General features: G+C 49.7%; 11 protein-coding genes and 1 pseudogene. 3 read left to right on the top strand and 9 right to left on the bottom strand.

Features of this window, described 5'->3' with window-relative positions; genetic code table 11:
• Positions 1-54: 54 nt before the first annotated feature.
• The 4 genes from Q7J58_RS00325 to Q7J58_RS00310 form a co-directional block, all read right to left on the bottom strand.
• Positions 55-1,956, bottom strand: a complete 1,902-nt coding sequence (locus Q7J58_RS00325) for a propionate--CoA ligase (RefSeq protein ID WP_304821774.1) — start codon at positions 1,954-1,956, stop codon at positions 55-57.
• A gap of 236 nt (positions 1,957-2,192) precedes the next feature.
• Positions 2,193-2,795: an isochorismatase family protein gene (locus Q7J58_RS00320; protein ID WP_304821771.1), complete on the bottom strand. Its 603-nt coding sequence runs from the start codon at positions 2,793-2,795 to the stop codon at positions 2,193-2,195.
• A 231-nt stretch (positions 2,796-3,026) separates the two neighbouring features.
• Positions 3,027-4,148 (bottom strand): hypothetical protein, encoded by a 1,122-nt coding sequence (locus tag Q7J58_RS00315; protein ID WP_304821768.1) that lies wholly within the window; start codon positions 4,146-4,148, stop codon positions 3,027-3,029.
• 9 nt (positions 4,149-4,157) lie between these two features.
• Positions 4,158-5,552 (bottom strand): MBOAT family protein, encoded by a 1,395-nt coding sequence (locus tag Q7J58_RS00310; RefSeq protein WP_304821765.1) that lies wholly within the window; start codon positions 5,550-5,552, stop codon positions 4,158-4,160.
• A gap of 144 nt (positions 5,553-5,696) precedes the next feature.
• Between Q7J58_RS00310 and Q7J58_RS00305 the strand changes: the two genes are divergently transcribed.
• The gene (locus Q7J58_RS00305; RefSeq protein WP_304821763.1) at positions 5,697-6,446 is read left to right on the top strand and encodes a hypothetical protein; all 750 of its coding nucleotides are present in this window, start codon (positions 5,697-5,699) and stop codon (positions 6,444-6,446) included.
• Between the two features lie 186 nt (positions 6,447-6,632).
• On the opposite strand, the gene Q7J58_RS00300 is transcribed toward Q7J58_RS00305, so the two are convergent.
• Both Q7J58_RS00300 and Q7J58_RS00295 read right to left on the bottom strand, forming a co-directional pair.
• Entirely contained in the window at positions 6,633-8,369 is a 1,737-nt protein-coding gene (locus Q7J58_RS00300) for a polysaccharide deacetylase family protein (protein ID WP_304821760.1), read from the bottom strand.
• Positions 8,370-8,504: 135 nt separating this feature from the next.
• Positions 8,505-10,445, bottom strand: a complete 1,941-nt coding sequence (locus Q7J58_RS00295) for a polysaccharide deacetylase family protein (RefSeq protein ID WP_304821757.1) — start codon at positions 10,443-10,445, stop codon at positions 8,505-8,507.
• 1,321 nt (positions 10,446-11,766) lie between these two features.
• Between Q7J58_RS00295 and Q7J58_RS00290 the strand changes: the two genes are divergently transcribed.
• Positions 11,767-11,991: a hypothetical protein gene (locus tag Q7J58_RS00290; RefSeq protein ID WP_304821754.1), complete on the top strand. Its 225-nt coding sequence runs from the start codon at positions 11,767-11,769 to the stop codon at positions 11,989-11,991.
• 81 nt (positions 11,992-12,072) lie between these two features.
• On the opposite strand, the gene Q7J58_RS00285 is transcribed toward Q7J58_RS00290, so the two are convergent.
• From Q7J58_RS00285 to Q7J58_RS00275, 3 genes are read right to left on the bottom strand one after another with little or no spacing between them, the layout of a single operon-like run.
• Positions 12,073-13,068 carry a hypothetical protein gene (locus Q7J58_RS00285; protein ID WP_304821752.1) on the bottom strand — a complete coding sequence of 332 codons (996 nt, stop codon included), beginning with the start codon at positions 13,066-13,068 and terminating at the stop codon, positions 12,073-12,075.
• A gap of 29 nt (positions 13,069-13,097) precedes the next feature.
• Entirely contained in the window at positions 13,098-13,805 is a 708-nt protein-coding gene (locus Q7J58_RS00280; RefSeq protein ID WP_304821749.1) for an alginate O-acetyltransferase AlgF, read from the bottom strand.
• 16 nt (positions 13,806-13,821) lie between these two features.
• Complete coding sequence (locus Q7J58_RS00275; protein WP_304821747.1) at positions 13,822-15,795, bottom strand: hypothetical protein; 1,974 nt, start codon at positions 15,793-15,795, stop codon at positions 13,822-13,824.
• Between the two features lie 218 nt (positions 15,796-16,013).
• Here Q7J58_RS00275 and Q7J58_RS00270 point away from each other — a divergent pair.
• Positions 16,014-17,327: pseudogene (locus Q7J58_RS00270) on the top strand (IS4 family transposase).
• The last annotated feature ends 344 nt before the right edge of the window (positions 17,328-17,671 follow it).

Below are 17,671 nucleotides of genomic sequence, written 5' to 3'. Positions count from 1 at the left end.
GAGGAGTGGTGCGTCCCATGACTGGGAAGCACCACCGACGAACAGCGTTCGAGCTCAGCCCATCAAATCTTTGATCTGTTGCAGCGCCGCAGGGTCGTCCATCGTGGTCAGGTCACCGGCATCGCGGCCTTCGCAAACAGCCTGGATGGCGCGACGCAGCAATTTGCCGCTCCGGGTCTTGGGCAACACATTTACGAAACGCACACGTGCCGGACGCGCCACCGCACCGAGTTGCTCGTCCACCAACTTCATCACTTCGCCTTCCAACTTCAGACGAGAGGCGTCGTCAGCAAGCAAAGAGGCATCTTTCACCACGGCAAACGCCATAGCGACCTGGCCCTTGAGTTGGTCAGCCACGCCGACCACGGCCACTTCTGCAATACGCGGATGACTGGAGATACTTTCCTCGATCTCGCGGGTACCCAAACGGTGACCGGCGACGTTGATCACGTCGTCGGTGCGGCCTAAGATGAAGTAATAACCGTCTGCGTCGCGGATACCCCAATCGAAGGTGCTGTAAACCACCTTGCCCGGCACGCTGGACCAGTAGGTTTTAACAAAGCGCGCATCGTCACCCCAGATAGTCTGCATGCACCCCGGAGGCAACGGACCTTCAACGGCAACCACCCCCTTCTGGTTGCCACCCTCGAGTTCTTCGCCGGTCTGGTCGTCCAGCAGCTTCACGTCATATCCGTATACCGCTTTGCCCGGCGAACCAAATTTGCTGTCAGCCTTTTCCACGCCGTTGCAGATCGCCAGAATGGGCCAGCCGGTTTCGGTCTGCCAGTAATTATCTACGATGGGTTTGCCCAACTCGTCAGAGATCCACTTGGCGGTGGTTTCATCCAGCGGCTCGCCCGCCAGGAACAGGGCCTTGAGGCTGGACAGATCATATTTCTTGATAAACGAAGAGTCGTATTTTTTGAGCACACGCACCGCTGTGGGAGCGCTGAACATGACGGTGACCTTGTACTTTTCGACCAGTTGCCACCAGATGCCGGCGTCTGGTCGAATGGGCAGACCTTCATACATGATGGTGGCCATGCCACCGATCAGTGGGCCGTAAATGATGTAGCTGTGGCCCACCACCCAGCCAATGTCGCTGGTGGAAAAGTAGGTTTCGCCGGGCTCGCCCATGTAAATGTGCTTCATGGAGGCGGCCAGCGCCACGGTGTAGCCACCGGTGTCGCGCTGCACGCCCTTGGGCTTGCCGGTGGTACCGCTGGTGTAGAGCGTGTAGCTCGGGTGGGTAGCGTCCACCCACTCGCAGGGCACCACGGTGTCCATGTGCTGGGCGCGTGAGGCGCTGTAATCCACATCCCTACCTTCCACTGCGTTGAACGCGGCCAAGCCCCGGTTGACCATCACCACTTTGGACGGTTTGTGGTTGGAGAGCTTGATCGCTTCGTCCAACAGCGGCTTGTATTCCACCACCTTGCCGCCGCGCGAGCCAGCGTCGGCACTGACGATGGCCACGGGTGAGGCGTCTTCGATGCGGCTGGCCAGCGAATGGCTGGCGAAACCACCAAACACCACAGAGTGAATGGCGCCGATGCGCACGCAGGCCAGCATGGCAAAAGCGGCTTCGGGAATCATGGGCATGTATATCAGAACGCGGTCGCCCTTCTTCACACCTTGGTCCATGAGGATGGCGGCCATGCGCTGTACCTCGGTGTGCAGTTCACGGAAGCTGTAGATCTTCTCCACGTCGGTTTCGGTGGACACGAAGATCAGCGCGTTCTGGTCGGCCCGGTCTTTCAGGTGGCGGTCCACCGCGTTGTGGCACAGGTTGGTCAAGCCACCCTCAAACCAGCGCGCGAAGGGTGGGTTGTCGTAATTGCAAACCCGGTCAAACGGTTTGTGCCAGTCCACCAGTCGGGCCTGCTCAGCCCAGAAAGCGTCGCGGTCCTCGATCGAACGGCGGTGAAATTCGGCGTAGCCTTGGGGATTGCTCATAAGAGTCTCCAGCGTGGTGATTTTTTGCGACAACGGACATAAGCCACCCGGACCATACCCGGCGGCTCAAACTGAATTCATAATTATGAAGCTCAGACTTGCGAGAGTCTGACATCCCACGAATGCCGCCCCGCAAAATATGCTACGGTCATGGGCGAGACTCAGAACCGATGCCTTCTATGAACGATAGAAGCGCCAAAAACCACTGCAAAATTGAGCCTGATCTGGCAGCGGTCTTACTTAATCAGCGCCTGCACATCGCGAAACAAGGGATGGTTGGCTGTACGAAGCCATTCAAAGGCGACCATTTCGGTTGTAACCAGTTCGGCACCAGCTCCGGCCAAACGGTCAAACGCGGCATCACGGTTGCGCTCGGTGCGCGAACTGCAGGCATCGGTCACCACCCACACGTCCAGCTCCTGTTCAATCAATTCAAGCGCTGTCTGCAACAAGCACACATGTGCCTCGCAACCAGCCAGCACGATGGTGGCCCTTTCGGGCGCAGATGCTGTGGACTTCTGCAAATGCTTGGGCAGGCTACGAGCGTTGCCCCCCGCTGGGCGCGGTGGTGGACGAAGCCAATCCACCAAACCATCAGACGCCGCACCAAAATGCATTTTTGACAAGGTTTTTTGGCACAGATCGCGCAATTCGGGTGGGTTGGTGCCAAGCTTCTGGGGATTTTGCTCGGTGCCCCACACAGGAACCTCCAGCAACTGCGCCATGCGTGCAAGACGCACCGCATTGGCCAGTACCTGAGGGCCCTCAAAAATGACAGGCATCAGGCGGGACTGGTAATCAACCAGCACCAGCTGGGAATCTGTAGCATCAAGCAACATAGCAATCTTTCTTCAAACCAAAGAGCACGATTTTCGCAGCTCAACGAACAACACATAAACTACACGCCTGTTCGGCCCGTTGCTGGGCTGACGGAAGAGGCGACCTTGATGTGCTGAGCCCTTTTGAAATGAGTGTGACCTTTCGCAGACTGGCTCGCACCAGAGAGAAGCCTGCATGGATGGCAAGCCCTGCCTTTGCCGTCACGGAAGTCGCCCAGACCAAGCCACCGTTCAAAATGGCCAGCCCTGCGTGTCAACCAAAGACAACGGTTGCGAAAGCACACGCTCGGGAATTTCCCAGATCAGCACCTGAGGCGGTGAATTCATGAATTCCTCACCCTTCAAATACCCGTTCATGGCAGCAGAAAAACCACCGCCGTCTTTGGACATGTTCAATACCTCAGCAGAGAGGTGTTGCTGCAAAGCCCCATGAAAATTGGCTCGACGTGAGTACGATGTGCCCACCAGCACGACCGGTACACTGACATCATCCATCAAGCCTCCTTGCGCCTTTTCACTGACCAGCACCGTGGTTTGTACGCTTTCGATGTCAGGATTGGGCCGCAACCAATCGGGCGCATCACTCAGGCCAATCAACCTCAGCAAATCACCCACGCGGGTTTTGCTCTCCGCCGACAACTCTGTCTTGAACCGAACTTCAGGCAAATAGGGAGCAAGTTCGCGCACGCGTCGTGCCACAGCCTGCGCAACGAGATCCGCCCCCTCTTGGTTCCAGTGGGTATCGGTGCTGTAAAACATGGGCCTGCGCTTACCCTCAGGCTCCAACACATCACGCACATCAACCGTCTGGACACCTGCAGTACGCAGACTTTGCAGCGCTGAACCATAGCGGTGTGCATACCAGACGGGGTAAGTACCACTGGCCAACTGAGCCTCATGAACGCGGGCCTTATCTGGAAGCAAGGCTACCACCAGAAGAATCCCTCTTTGATTCAGCCACTTAGATACACGAGCCACGGTATCCAACCGTTGCCCCATCCAAACGTCAGCTTGTGCCTCGTATTTGATTTCTTCAACGGAGAATAGCCACTCGTTCCGCCCCAACCGTACGTCGTCCCCCGTCCCCTGAAAAATGGTGTAGCGTCCTGCGTTCGCTGTGGCAATAAGAGCATGACGGGCAGGCAAATGCATGTCCACATGCTTACTGAACTTTTCAGACGCAACACCCGAGCGCATGTCCTCCATTGTCGTTGGCACATCTGCAAGGGCCGGATCGCGCAAGGCATACGATGCCTGCCACAGACCGAAAAGCATCAACAGAATCATCAAAGCACCCGCCAGCCAGACCTCCAGTGGGGCCCGTAACGGAATTTGCATACGATCTTCATCCATGGTGCGGCCTCAGAATTGGAAATAGAGGAACGGCGTGAACGCCTGCGAAGAAAGCGTTGCTACCGCCCAAACAAAAATCGGCAAAATCAACAATCGAGCACGCCCCACAACAGATCGCTTGACCCAAGGCAGCGCAAAGACCAGCAACCCCCCTACCGCCATGACCCACAGCCTCTCAGGCACGACTTGCCAAGCCATGGACGGACTGAAAGTCAAAGACCATCCACCCGATAGACCAAACATAGCTGTGAGCATGGTCAACGCCGCAGTAACGTTGACAGCTCTGAAAAACACCCAACCGATCATCACAAGCACCAGGGTAAACAGCACCGCCACCCACCTGGGCAACATCGGTCTCGGGAACTTGCTGCGCCAGTAACGCTCAAGCGCCAAGAGCCCCCCATGCCAAAAGCCCCAGACAATAAACGTCCAGTTGGCGCCATGCCACAACCCCCCTAACACCATGGTGGCCATCAAGTTGACATAGGTTCTCACCGATCCTTTGCGATTGCCCCCCAGTGGGACATACAAATACATCCGCAGCCACGTGGAAAGAGAAATGTGCCAACGACGCCAGAATTCGGTGATAGAGGCAGAAACGTAAGGGTCATTGAAATTCTTGGGAAAGTGAAAGCCGACCATCAATCCCAAGCCAATCGCCATGGTGCTGTAGCCGCTGAAATCAAAAAAGAGTTGAATGGTGTAAGCCAATGCTCCCAACCAAGCATCGGCCATGGTTGGCGCAGCAACGCTGAATGCCGACTCCACCAACGGATTCATGGGATCTGCAATCAGCACCTTGCCAGAAAACCCCGCCATAAACAGCAGACAACCATGTGAAAAATGCGACCATGAATGCACCCGCTCACGAAACTGGTCCGCCAGCGGCTGGTAACGCAACACAGGGCCGGCCACCAATTGAGGAAAAAATGAAATAAAAGCAGCAAAATCAAATACGTTTTGCGTAACGGGTGCATCCCCTCGGTACACATCCACCATGTAGCTGATGGCCTGAAAAATAAAAAATGACAACCCGATCGGTAACAGCACGCGACTGTACTCCATAGGCCCTACGCCCAAACCTGCCAATAGCAGGTTCATACTGTCCATGCCAAAATTGAAATACTTAAAGTAACCCAACGCCAAAAGATTGCCCACAACGCCAAAGGTAAGCACCAGCTTGCGCCTGTCTCTCCAGCTCTCTGACTCCATCAGCAAGGTCAGCCAGTAGGTTCCCAGCGTCACCCCTGCCAGCAACAACGCAAAATCAGGTCGCCACCAACCGTAAAAAAAATAACTAAAAACCAGGATGATTCCCGAGCGAAGCCGAAATGGCGATACGTAGTAAACCGCCAAAAACAGCGGCAGGAACAAAAACAGGAACACATGGGAGGTGAAAACCATAGCCAGCAGTGAATAATGTTATGAAACGGTACATGCCCTCAAGCCACCAGAGAAATTCTTGCCAGACGTCCTCCCCTTGTTGCATCCGGCAACTTCCCGACCTCTTAAACTGCCCAGTTCTACACACTACATCGGTGCTGCGACATGTCAAAGGTTACATATTGTATTCGTGCGTTGGGTTTCGCTTGCTTTTTCAGCAGTACACCGATCTCGGCCAGTGCCGACCCAGTCAAACAAGGGATCAAGGCCCCCCCCCCTGCGAGAGCATGCGAGATCAGCCCAGCTTCTGCTTACGTCCTGGCCGACTCGCTGGGTATGGGGCTCAAACACGCCGGCCTAGAAGTGACTCTCCGTGCGTTGCTACGTGGTCCACAAAAAATCAGTTTTGACGGCGGACGCTCCATCACCACGCCGGGCACACACATCCAGAAATCAGCACTTGAGAGCGTTGACGCTGATGCTGCGCTTATTTCGAATGCCAAAGTCATCATCATCATTTTGGGTACCAACTTGCTGGAGGCTGATTTTGCAGAAAGTCAGGAGCAACTGATGCACAAGCTCAAATCTTTGGCACCCAACGCTGCCTATTTTTGGGTGGATATCGGCGCCACCATGTCCACCCAAGCACAACAATGGAGTGAACGCAACAGGCTCATCTACGACCATGCTCAACGACTAGATTACCAAGTCATCAGCCGATACAAGGCAATTTTCGGCTTACAAGCGAATCCTCTTCAAATACAGGCAGGACAGCTTTTTCCCGGATACAACTCAGAACCTGGATATGGCGGTCAAGGAAACATTCACGGTTATGATCTAGAACTGTCGCAAGCCATTTTAGATACTCTAATCTCGAACCAAGAGCATATACAAGGTGGAATGATTTGCCGATGATCAAGATATTCATGATTCATTTGATCATACCAAGACATTAGCCGATATCTCTTCATGTGAAGAATTTCATAAGTGGCTGATTTTCACAAAAATAATGTGTCCACGAAAACTCATATAAGTAAAATCACCTAACTCCATAGCAAAAATATTCACCCCATGCCTTCTGGACAATCCAATCCGGTACAATCATCGACCATCATCAAACACCAGACTTAAGACGGTCTTACCTTCTTTATGTTTATCAAAAATAAGAGCCGAACGAAACGAGTCAATCTTCTTTACGCGAACCGAAGATGTATTTGAGATATCTACAATCCTCATGACTGCATTCTTTCGAGGCACTGTAACAAAAACACTTAAGCCAGGCACAGAAATCGGGCTATCAACTAGAATAGTCAACGTTGACTCTCGTTTTTTTTGCTTGATGGTTACAACCTCTCGCCTACGCCACCAATTGGCTATCTCATCACCGCGCGCCACCCAAAGTCTATCCCTGAAATCCGAGACTCTTTTCACGTAACTTCTCATAGGGCTTAGCATAAACCCCCCATCAACAAAATATTGCGAATGAACCGACAAAAGACCAAATGCACCACTATTTACAGTGTGATTTAGATCATACAATAAATTAGCCAATATTGCATCGGCATTAAACTGCAATTTTTGAAATTCTATATCATCTCGCTGAGTGCGTGGCAACACAACCAAAGATTGACTGAAATTTAAGCGCCCCCCTCCCGGGTCCGAAAAAAAAGGCAGCCGATCAGCGCTTGAGCTCAAATCAGCAGCGTGATGTTTTATGCCGTACTTGTGCAGTAATGATTCGGTAGTTGCGTCGTATGATTCTGTCGGCGCACGAAAGCCAGTCGCCTCTTTCGAGCGCTCACCAATAATGCTTTGCATTTGTTGAATCATAAAAGCAATACGAAGCTCTTGCTCTCCACCGGGATCACCATTGAAACCGAAATGGACATCGGCATGATAAGCAATCTCATGACCCCGAGCCAAAAGATTATGAACTGTTTTAGGCTCTCGAACTGCTTCGGAGGTCAGGCAATAAAACGTTCCTCTAAATCCTTCCCCCTCAAGAAGCTCTGCCAAGCGAACTGCAGTTGCGAATTTATCTTCAGTATCCATTTCAATCAAATGGGAAGCCACATAACCGTCTGGCCAAGCAGCTTTATACGCTATTGGCTCACGTCTTAACCACGCAAGGCTCGCATCCATCACCAACTGAACATCCCTGTTGTACGGCCAAGCTGTATCTGGAAATGAAAAATAAACCAACCGACTAAGACCTATTTCATTGAATGCCATGACACCATTGGGCTGTAAATCCATGGTGCGAGACCAGTCCATAACTACGGATGCCAAATTATCAGATTTGAGTCGAAGAACAGAATCTTTAGCAGACAATAACGGCATTCTTCTGCCAGCAGGAACTGGCCAGGTTACAGGGCCGTCACCATATGGCATAAAAAATGAGTCAGACGTTTCTTGAAAAAAACCGTTAGTCTCAACATGAAATATAGATTGCAAAAAATCCAATCCGACGTAGTTCCCAGAAGAATCACGAGAACCGACCAACCCGCTCCCTAACAAATTACCACCCCGCGAAACAAAAAGTTTTATAGCCTCTCGTTCATCAGCAGCCAAAGCAACACTATTTGGAAGAATTAAAGTGCCCAATAGAACTCCACCCACAAGTTGCTCGCGACCAATCGTGTGTGCTTGTTTCCCAAATTTCCTCAAGTGTGTGCGCCAACGTTTCACAGATAATTCATACGTTTCATTTTGAGACAAAAAATAATCATGAGTTGTCGGACTAATGTAAAGAAATAATTTACTCTCTGCAGAAGTTTTAGCCAACGCGGCAGAGGCAGCGAACAGCAAGCAAACCAAAACACAGAAAAATTTAAACATGTAAGTAAAAAAATTCCATCAACATGAAAATATTCAAAAAATTCATTAAGCAAAAAACAATAACCAGACCTGCGAAAATAACTAAAAACACCACCCATCCGAACTCAACAAGCAACCTACAACAATTTATCAAAATCAATCAAACTTAATCAACCATTTTTTTTGCCCAACAGCAGGAACACTCAAATTCATGACCACCCGAAAACCATCCTTAACGAGTACAGCTGGAGATTTGTCCGTATCTGTCAATCCAAGAAATTGAATCCTGCTATCTAACCGAGGAAGATTAATCCAAATACCAATCGAATTAGATGAAGATATCGCTTTAGTGACCGTTGTGGAAAGTGAATAGCCTTGTGGGTGTGGCTCTAGTAAAACAGAGATGCCTTCACGTTGACTCCACCAATGTGAAATTTGACGTGCAGAAGAGAACCATGATTGATCATTTAACTTGGAAAACTTATCGAATAAGCGTCGCAGCTCTTCAGGCGGAATCAGGTTCTCAGATGGAATAGAAACCACAGAAATTCCACCCATTTTCGTAGACATATCCAACGAATCTAAATAACTTGTCATACCATCTTCTGCCCCAAACTCCATGATAACCTCTTCCGGTGAAGTCAATGTGCGCGGTAAAACGGTAGTTCTTGGCGATCCATCGGAATTTCTACTGGCAACGAAAGGCAATGCACTTTCAGTTAACTCCATGAAGGATAAATAATTTCCGAAACCTTTCTCCTCCAATAAACGACGAGTAGTACTATCATAACCATTCATTGGCGTCGAAAAACTAAACGGCTCTTGAATTTTGAGACCCGATTTTAAAACTTGCTTCTTCATTGTCTCCAAACGTTCAAGCTGCTGACTTTCAGGCTGTTTGTCGAACGATTCGAATATGTCACCATAAAAACCAATTTCATGACCTTGCGCTGCAATTTTTTCAACAAAAGGTACCGCTTTGTCGATATTACTGCCTAAAACGTAGTAAGTCGCCACCCCTCCCAATTTACGATAAGCATTTCCAATATCAACCTCAGCTTGCCTAACTGGTTCTGCAGCTTGTATCGCAAATAGGATAGCATTCTGATAAGGAGAAGGCCATGCACCAACATAAGCATGAGGCTCTCTAAATAACCAAGATAATGCACCACGTGTAATCGCTGACAATTGTCTCGTATCAGAGCGCAACCAATTTTGTTCAGGAAACCCGAGCGTAACTGTGCGTGACGTAATATCTTTTGAAATACGTCGCTCATCAAAAGCAATCAGTCCAGCTGGTTTTTTTGCGCCTAAAGTACGAGACCAGCTCATGATATAAGCAGCCTCATTTTTTCCAATCAATCTTAAAGGCAGTTGATTTGGAACGCGTTCCAACCATACACGCAACCCTGCCGGCGAATTTGAAACAGGGTTATCACCTTTCATGACCATATAGGTATCGTCAATTTCATCCTGCGTATTCCCGGAAACAACCACATCCAAAACATCACGCATGAACGAATAACCTATTGACTCGCCTGTTGCTGAATATGCAGCACTCAACCAAGTTGAAAGAACTGAACCACCTCTTTCTCGCCACCGCTTAACCGCTTCTTTTTCAGACTCACTCATTACCACCACCGAGGGCAATATCAGTACCCCCGATATTTTTGCTGTATCAATATCATCAGCCGATGTAATACGAACAAAAGGAATTCTGTTAAAATTTAAGTAGTTCTCCCACATTCGAATTCCAGTGGTTGGATCAGCCCCAAGCCTCATCAATTGAGCTTGTGATGCCAGCGAAGAAAATAACCATACGCGAACCTGACTTGGATCACTCGGAACAAAGCTTTTTCGCTTCCTCTGCCACTGCCTAGGTTTGTGCAATGGACCTTGATTCGCTTGTTCTCCACCCAATTCTTGAGGGGCACTTATTGCCTGTATAGAGGTTACAAATTCACCCATAAATTGAGATGATTTGTCGATGGAAAGTGAACTGCACCCCGTCATCGATATGACAAGTGAAAGCCAAAAAAAACTTCTTGAAAAAATCAATCCGTGACACTTGAACATATCTTGATTTTCCAGAATCATTAAACACAATCAACAAAAATTGTATCCAAACAGGAATTTCATTTCATAACTCAAGCAGTGTCTGCATAATTTGCATGCACATTCAAGAAACACATCAGGATTTGAAACAATTTAGATTTATATATCAAATGTTTCAAATTGCAATTTCGAAATTATCAGAAAATGATATCCCAGCTATTTTCACCAACCGCAACAATCAAAGACAAGAATATCAAATATACGTGGGGAAGATGTACCATCACTGCATGGCAAAAACAGAAATCGATATGCTTTAAAAGCCACACAGCACTCAGTATTGATGAAGGTGGTCACAGCATCTTCGTCAATCATGGGCGGAACCGTCTAATCGCCACAAAGAAATCTGGACACCCAACCCAAACTCAACACTGAGCAACTTCGTCGCAAAGCCGCTCTCGTGTGCAAACATTGTCCAACACGTTGAATGCAAGCACAGGATCAAACTCAACAAGTTTTTAGCTTTAGCTTTCTGCACCAATTGCACTGTGCGAGAAAAAGAGCTACCTGTGTCAGTCTCCCAGAGGTGCACAAAAATACTGCCGACACTCCTTTCACAAGCCAAGTGCGATTGGGGGTTGTGGCCTGCTCCTTGCGAATGAGGCCGGCGCACTCAGGGCCTACGGTGGGACAAAAACTCCGCAGGCAAGACTTCTATCGTGCGCACAATGCGGCACCTGCATCTACAGATTCACCAAATAATCTCGGCCATCTGCACGGAGGTTCTATACCACTCACGATTCATGGTGATCGTGTCAACGCTGGGCCCTAAATGAAATCCCTGTAAGTAAGCGAGCGCCACAGCTTATAAATTTCTACTGACACAATTCAATCAATAGAAGTTTTTCACATAATTTTCATCGCAAAGCTCTCCGTAAGTAGAGAGGTAACGCCAACAAAAAGAGTGGTAGCTTCTAATGATAAAAAACAACTCATACGAAGTAAAACAACCTATTATTTACGCGATTATTGGACAAAGCATCAAGTCTTAAAACACGTCTATCTTTGGCCACATCAAATTCGCCTCTTTCGTCAACCCAAGTCACCTATTGCGAATGATAATAAATTTCACTCAACACACCCTGCAAATAAATATTGGAGTCATAATTACTTAGAGTTTGCAATCAATTACTCCGAACCGCTCCTACATTAAGTCATCTTCATGAAGTTTTCCACTTCATCTGAGTACCACTCTCACCTTACAGAATCCACACAGCGAGCCTGAATACGATGAAAATCTTCTGCAGGGTGACTTAATTAAAAAATCAATCCAAGCGCTTAATGATCAGGGTAAAAAACGGCAAAATTGAAACTATCGTTACCCACCACATTGCCAAAAAATAAATCTCCACTTTGCAAGAAACTCACAATTCACCCAACCACAACAAACAGTCATATCGCTACTGCTCTCCTTGCCGATCAACTTTTAAATCAAACAGCACACGATAGCTTAAAAAACACCAAGCCAGTAGACAAATCACCTCATATAAAATTCCTGCAAGCCGCTGACATTCAACAAGAAACACCATGACGCAGAAAATCTAGACGAATAGCACTGCCTAATAGCTTGGCACAAGTTACGAAGGATAAAGAACGAAACAATACACAAATCTCATTTCAAAAGCGCATCAACCCGAGACAACCAATCATTATTATCAATTACATACCGAGCATCACGATGCTTGTAGTTTGGAGGCGAACGAAGTTCACGCTCAGGAATCTCCCAAATAATCATTTTTGGCTTAGTAGTTTTGAAAGCTTCATCTTTCAAATAGGATTCCATTCCTACCCAAGGACCTTGATCGACGGGAATGGATATATCCAAAATATTTCTCTGCAACACATATCGGAGAGCATCAGGATAACCAGTATTTTTATTGGAATAACTACTCCCAATTGCCGTTATCAACGTAGCATCACCGCCAGCAAGCAATCCAGCACTCGATTCATTATCTCTTTTGACTTTAAACTGTAATACCAACTCAGGGGGGTAATTCGCTGAGCCACTCGGAAGCAGCCTTACCAAGTCGCGTGTACGCACTGGAGTACTTCTTGCATTCCAGGTCAGTGTGTATTTTTCTTCTGGCGTAGCACCCCATGCAGCTTTAAGGATTGGATTTACATCTATTTCTGCCTTAATAGTTTCGGCGGCCAACATAGCACCCGAATTCGACCAATGGGTATCAAGCCGCATAAAAAGCGACTTCTCACCTTCACGGTCAGGGCTATTCAAGAAGGATTGATTCAGATTAACAACATTGACGCCAGAAGCCTTCAAAGACTTGACAGCATTCTCATATTTTTGCGCCGTGTACTCATCTAACTTAACACCATCGGGCAACTGATCAGCATTCACTCTTATCTTGGATGGCACTATTGCCAATGCAAGAGCAATACCCTTTCGCTCAAACATCTTGTTAATCTTTTCTAGCATCTGAATAGTCGCTTGGGTATCAGCCGCATCAGAAGGATGGGCAAATTCATATTTGGTAAACAACCAATTATTTTTACCCACTACCACTGTCGAACCGTCTTGAGCTTGAGCAGAGAGAGATAGAGTAGCAGCAGCGACCAGAGCGCAGTATGTAAAAGTTGATTTAAGTTTCATAGCAATATTTCCATCAAGTATAGAAAAACTTATTTACCCGTATATCGTTCAATTTTATTTTGTACAACAACCGCAACAATTTTGTCAATCTTGGTGGGCAACAAAAACACGCTGTAGGCTCCCCCTTGCGTCATGACCAAAGAAGCATTTGCCAATGACGTTTTATCACCGGGATTTGTAGCGATCAGCGTAACTGATATGGGGTTGACCTGCATGGCCCCTAACTTACCATATGCCAAACTGGAAAATACTTTTGTAGCTCCATCACTGGTCAAAATATCCAATGGTTCATCCTTACTTGCCAACTGATAAACGCTGAGCATAGCTTTGAGTTTATTGGTACTGATTTTGTCAACAAACACTTGCGGGGCTGCGCCAGCCGAAGTAAAGACCAACGTCATTACAGATGCACGAACTACATCAAGTTCTATGGATGCAGCAGTTCTTCCGACAGATAACATCTCTATTCTGTGTTTTCCGACACCCATCACCATATAGTCACTAATTTGATTTTTATCCAAAGATGGAACCCTAATTTTCCCATCCACCACCACCGAGACCTTTGGTATGTCAGCAGCCATCATCACGCGCACATATCCTGAGTCAACTGGAGGCTCCGGATCGTAGAGCAGACCAGTGGGTTGAGCCTGTGCTGACACAAGAAGCAAACAACCCAACCAAACCACAGCCATACGCCGTGTACAAGCAAATAGCGACCATTTGAAATGCAATGTCATGTGTATCCTATATCAATCATCTTTTATTAATGAGAACCGCTCTCTCAAACTGCATTTTCCAACGATGTGTTCCTGGTGCAAGTTGGCCCAGGGATACAGCCACACGCCAAGGATCCAAAGCAACCATATTAATAAGAGTTGCCTCCTGCGGGCCAATCGGTACCAGCTTGAGAGAATCATTCGCATAAGGCAAGTTGACTGTTACCGAGGGAGGCAACGACAAGGGCGTATTTCCCGCCACAGTAACCGATAAACGGAGTGCGCCGTTGGCCATATCCATCTGAACACTGACGCGATTTCGCTCAAGCCACCAACGAGCTACAGCACCATTGGGTGCCATCCACAGACGCTTTGCATGGGTTTTCATTTGACCCAAAATGGCATCGAGTTGCTCATCATCAAGCAGCGTCTGATTAGGAAACCGTACAAACAGCAATCCCCCCATGGCTAATGCAGACTCAAACTCTGCCAAGTATTTTTTGAGCCCCTCATCAGGATCGCCTTCGATCATGAGATCTTCAGGGCCGCTCTGCGTTCGAGGTAACATCACCAAAGGTTGTGATGTGCTGTCAACACCTGGTGCGCGGGGTAATAGCACTGGCAAGCGTCCATCTGTCTTGTCCATGAATGTCACAAAGTATGTAAACCCCTGTTGGTTTAATAAACCTTCGGTAATTTTGTCCTGAGCTTCCATGGGCGCATAGAAACCAATTGTGTCACCGATCACCAATCCAGCTTGGGCAAACTCTTGTTTCATAAGTTTTAAGCGATTGGCTTGCTTGTCAGCAGGCTGCCCCTGAAAACCTTCGAAATAATCAGCCATGTAGCCCAGTTCGTGGCCCTGTTCCTGTAACTTTTTAAGTATTGATGGGGACTTGGCAGCTTTTACCGACAAGGAATAGTAGGTAGCTTTAACCCCTATTTCTTCGATTCGCTCTGCGAAAGCCAGATCAAAGTCATCAATGACTTCAGGTGCTACGACAGCTATTGATAACGCATTGCTGTATGCGTGGGGCCATGCCGCCAAGCGCGCATCTGGCTGGCGAAATAACCATGTCAGAGAATTGTGCGCAATAGCTTCCATGGCTTTGGGGTCGGCCGATAACCATAAGCGTTCTGGATAGCCCATAACCACCGAGCGAGACAGCATACCTGTGGGCTGCCGATGTTCACCAAAAACAAGTGTAGCGTTCACTTTCTTGCCAATAGACAGACGAGGCCAGTCCATGATCTGTGCGGCGGCTTGTTGCCCCTGAAGTCGCAAGGGATACACACCTTTAAGGCGTTCAAGCCAAATTCGCTGCCCAGCCAACAAGCTATGAAGCACCGGGCTGTCGCCGTACGCCATCATAAAATGCTCTTCTTCTTCAGCTTGCGTATCCCCAACAACATCTACATTCAACCCTGCCTTCATGAATGCGAACCCTTGCCAAACTCCGTGCTCATCACGCACGCCTGTAAGCCAAGTGCTAAGCACGCTTCCACCTTGCGCGCGAAACTTCATAATTGCCTGCTTTTCACGCTCCGACAACGCCACCAAAGAGGGCAACACCAACACTCCAGGAGCACTGTTTTCTAACTTTTCAGGGCCGATGATCGTTTTGAATGGAAATCCGTATTTTCGTAAAAAGGTTTCCCATACCCGGGTATTTACCCCCGAATCCAACTCGGTCCCATTTAAAAAAGCCTGGGAACTGAGTGAGACATAAAGCCATACGCTGGGCATCAATGGTCCGGCACTGCCCACGGTGCTGGCTTTGGCTGCATCGCTCAGCTGGTTGTCGTACGCAACTGGCGGTTGCGCTTTTTCGCCTGTACTGGGGAACACCCCACTGGGGATGAAAATGTCGTCATTCACTGGCTTGGTTGATGTGCTGCCATGGACTTCTTCAATCGGCTGGACTTTAGGAACTCCGTCCGCCGCGCATCCTTGCAACGCCAGTGCGCTGGACAGCAAAAGACCACATACCCAGCCTGTTCGGTTCTTCATGACGGTTAACCTGCGCACCTCAAACACCTACATTGTTAAATTTTGTCTCCACTGTAACAGGGACCAGAAGTGCTGGTGCTAGGGATTTCAACCACATGCAGACAATAGCTATCGTTGCGCACATGAATTCACACCGATTCGTGGCGAAGGCTGGCTCGAACGCATCCCGTTATACACATCTCGTAGGATGACGGCTTTGTGATGACCGGAGTACGGGTGTGAGCTGGGCGGCGAAAGAATTCGGGACCCTGGATCTGGGCGATGCGCGGCTCAACCGCAGGGCAGTGCTGCTGGCCGAGCGGCTGGCCCAGAAGCCCGAGGCAAGTTTTCTGAATGCGTGTCAGAACTGGAGCGAGACGGTGGCAGCGTACCGCTTCCTGTCGAACGAGGACGTCAACTGGGACGACGTGATGCATGCGCATTGACAAGCCAGCGAGCAGCGCATCGGCCAGCACCCGGTGGTGCTGTGCCTGCAGGACACTACCGAGCTCGACTTCAACGGTCCTGGGGCCGCTGTGCTACGAGGCCCAACGCGATCTGTACCTGCACCCAACCTATGTGGTGACGCCCGATCGCGAGTTGCTGGGTGTGACCAATGCGTGGACCTGGGCGCGCGAGTTCAAGGCGGCAGACGGCACGCGCCCTGGAGCGCTGGAGAGCATGCGTTGGATCGAGAGCTATGAGCGTGTGGCTGAGCAGGCGCTGAGGCTGGGGCAGACGCGGCATGTCTGCGTGTGCGACCGAGAAAGCGACATCATGGCGCTGCTGGTTCGCGCGCGTGAGCTTAACCACGCGGCCGACTACCTGGTGCGTAGCCAGCATAACCGGGCCTTGCCCGAGGACGGCAAGCTGTGGGAGAAGGTGGGCCAGGCGCCGGTGCTGGGCTGTGTGCGCTTTGAGCTGCCCGCTGGCCGTGGACGCAAGGCCCGCTCGGTCCAACAGCAGGTGCGCATCGAGCGGGTGATGTTGAAGGACAGCGCCAAGGTTGAACTGGAGGTGACCTGCGTGATGGCGGCCGAAATTGATGCGCCTGCGCGGGCGTCAAGCCGGTGGTCTGGCGCTTGCTGACGAATCGGGAAGCGAACACGCTAGAGCAGGCCTGCGAGCTCATCGACTGGTACCGGGCGCGCTGGGAAATCGAGCTGTTCTTCCTGATGCTCAAGGAGTGCTGCCGCGTCGAGCGGCTGCAACTCGGTGACAGCGAGCGGTTGCAGACGGCGCTGGCCCTGTACCTGGTCATTGCCTGGCGCATCAACCGGTTGATGCGGCTGGGGCGTGCGCTGGCGGAGCTGCCGGCGGACCTGATGTTCGAGGCCGACGAGTGGAAGGCGGCGTTCATCCTGAACAAGAAGCCCGTGCTCAAGGCGGTGTCCGAACGCAACACGGTGCTGCCGCTGATCGCGCAGCTCGGAGGATTTCTGGCGCGCAAAGGCGATGGCGAGCCGGGGGTCAAGTCGATCTGGCCGGGCATGCAGGACGTGGCCGTCTTTGTCGAAGGTCTACGGTATGCGCGCCAGAGCGGTGGGATCTGACTTGTGTATACGGGATGGTTCGAACAACCAGTATCGGCATAGGCTCCAATACTGTTCATAAACGGTCTCCAAGAAATTTTTCCGTAATTTATCGGCAGAAGTCAAACAAGTACGTCTTCCCAAGTCCGGTCAATATCGCTTCCTCGTCAGTCTCCCCCCATGTCAGACTATTTGTCGCCCCCGAAATTGTGGACAACCCACATCGAAGCGACACCCCATGAAAAGAAACCATCACTCCAAAGAGTTTGAAAACCAGGCCTTGATCAAAGTGCGAGAGCGCGGGGACAAAAGCGTGCGAACCGTTGCCCAAGAGCTGAACATGCCTGAGGGAACACTCAGGAAAT

Origin of the sequence: Hydrogenophaga sp., from assembly GCF_030656115.1 — a bacterium.
Lineage (GTDB): Bacteria > Pseudomonadota > Gammaproteobacteria > Burkholderiales > Burkholderiaceae_C > Hydrogenophaga.
Note: the sequence above shows the minus strand (reverse complement) of the source record. Positions and strands in the feature narration are given on the sequence as shown.

Bases quoted from the DNA above. Each gene is read 5' to 3' on its own strand.
- Q7J58_RS00275 (WP_304821747.1), bottom strand. From the start codon at position 15,795: ATGAAGAACCGAACAGGCTGGGTATGTGGTCTTTTGCTGTCCAGCGCA.
- Q7J58_RS00285 (WP_304821752.1), bottom strand. From the start codon at position 13,068: ATGAAACTTAAATCAACTTTTACATACTGCGCTCTGGTCGCTGCTGCT.
- Q7J58_RS00310 (WP_304821765.1), bottom strand. From the start codon at position 5,552: ATGGTTTTCACCTCCCATGTGTTCCTGTTTTTGTTCCTGCCGCTGTTT.
- Q7J58_RS00305 (WP_304821763.1), top strand. From the start codon at position 5,697: ATGTCAAAGGTTACATATTGTATTCGTGCGTTGGGTTTCGCTTGCTTT.
- Q7J58_RS00325 (WP_304821774.1), bottom strand. From the start codon at position 1,956: ATGAGCAATCCCCAAGGCTACGCCGAATTTCACCGCCGTTCGATCGAG.
- Q7J58_RS00300 (WP_304821760.1), bottom strand. From the start codon at position 8,369: ATGTTTAAATTTTTCTGTGTTTTGGTTTGCTTGCTGTTCGCTGCCTCT.
- Q7J58_RS00320 (WP_304821771.1), bottom strand. From the start codon at position 2,795: ATGTTGCTTGATGCTACAGATTCCCAGCTGGTGCTGGTTGATTACCAG.
- Q7J58_RS00280 (WP_304821749.1), bottom strand. From the start codon at position 13,805: ATGACATTGCATTTCAAATGGTCGCTATTTGCTTGTACACGGCGTATG.
- Q7J58_RS00295 (WP_304821757.1), bottom strand. From the start codon at position 10,445: ATGATTCTGGAAAATCAAGATATGTTCAAGTGTCACGGATTGATTTTT.
- Q7J58_RS00315 (WP_304821768.1), bottom strand. From the start codon at position 4,148: ATGGATGAAGATCGTATGCAAATTCCGTTACGGGCCCCACTGGAGGTC.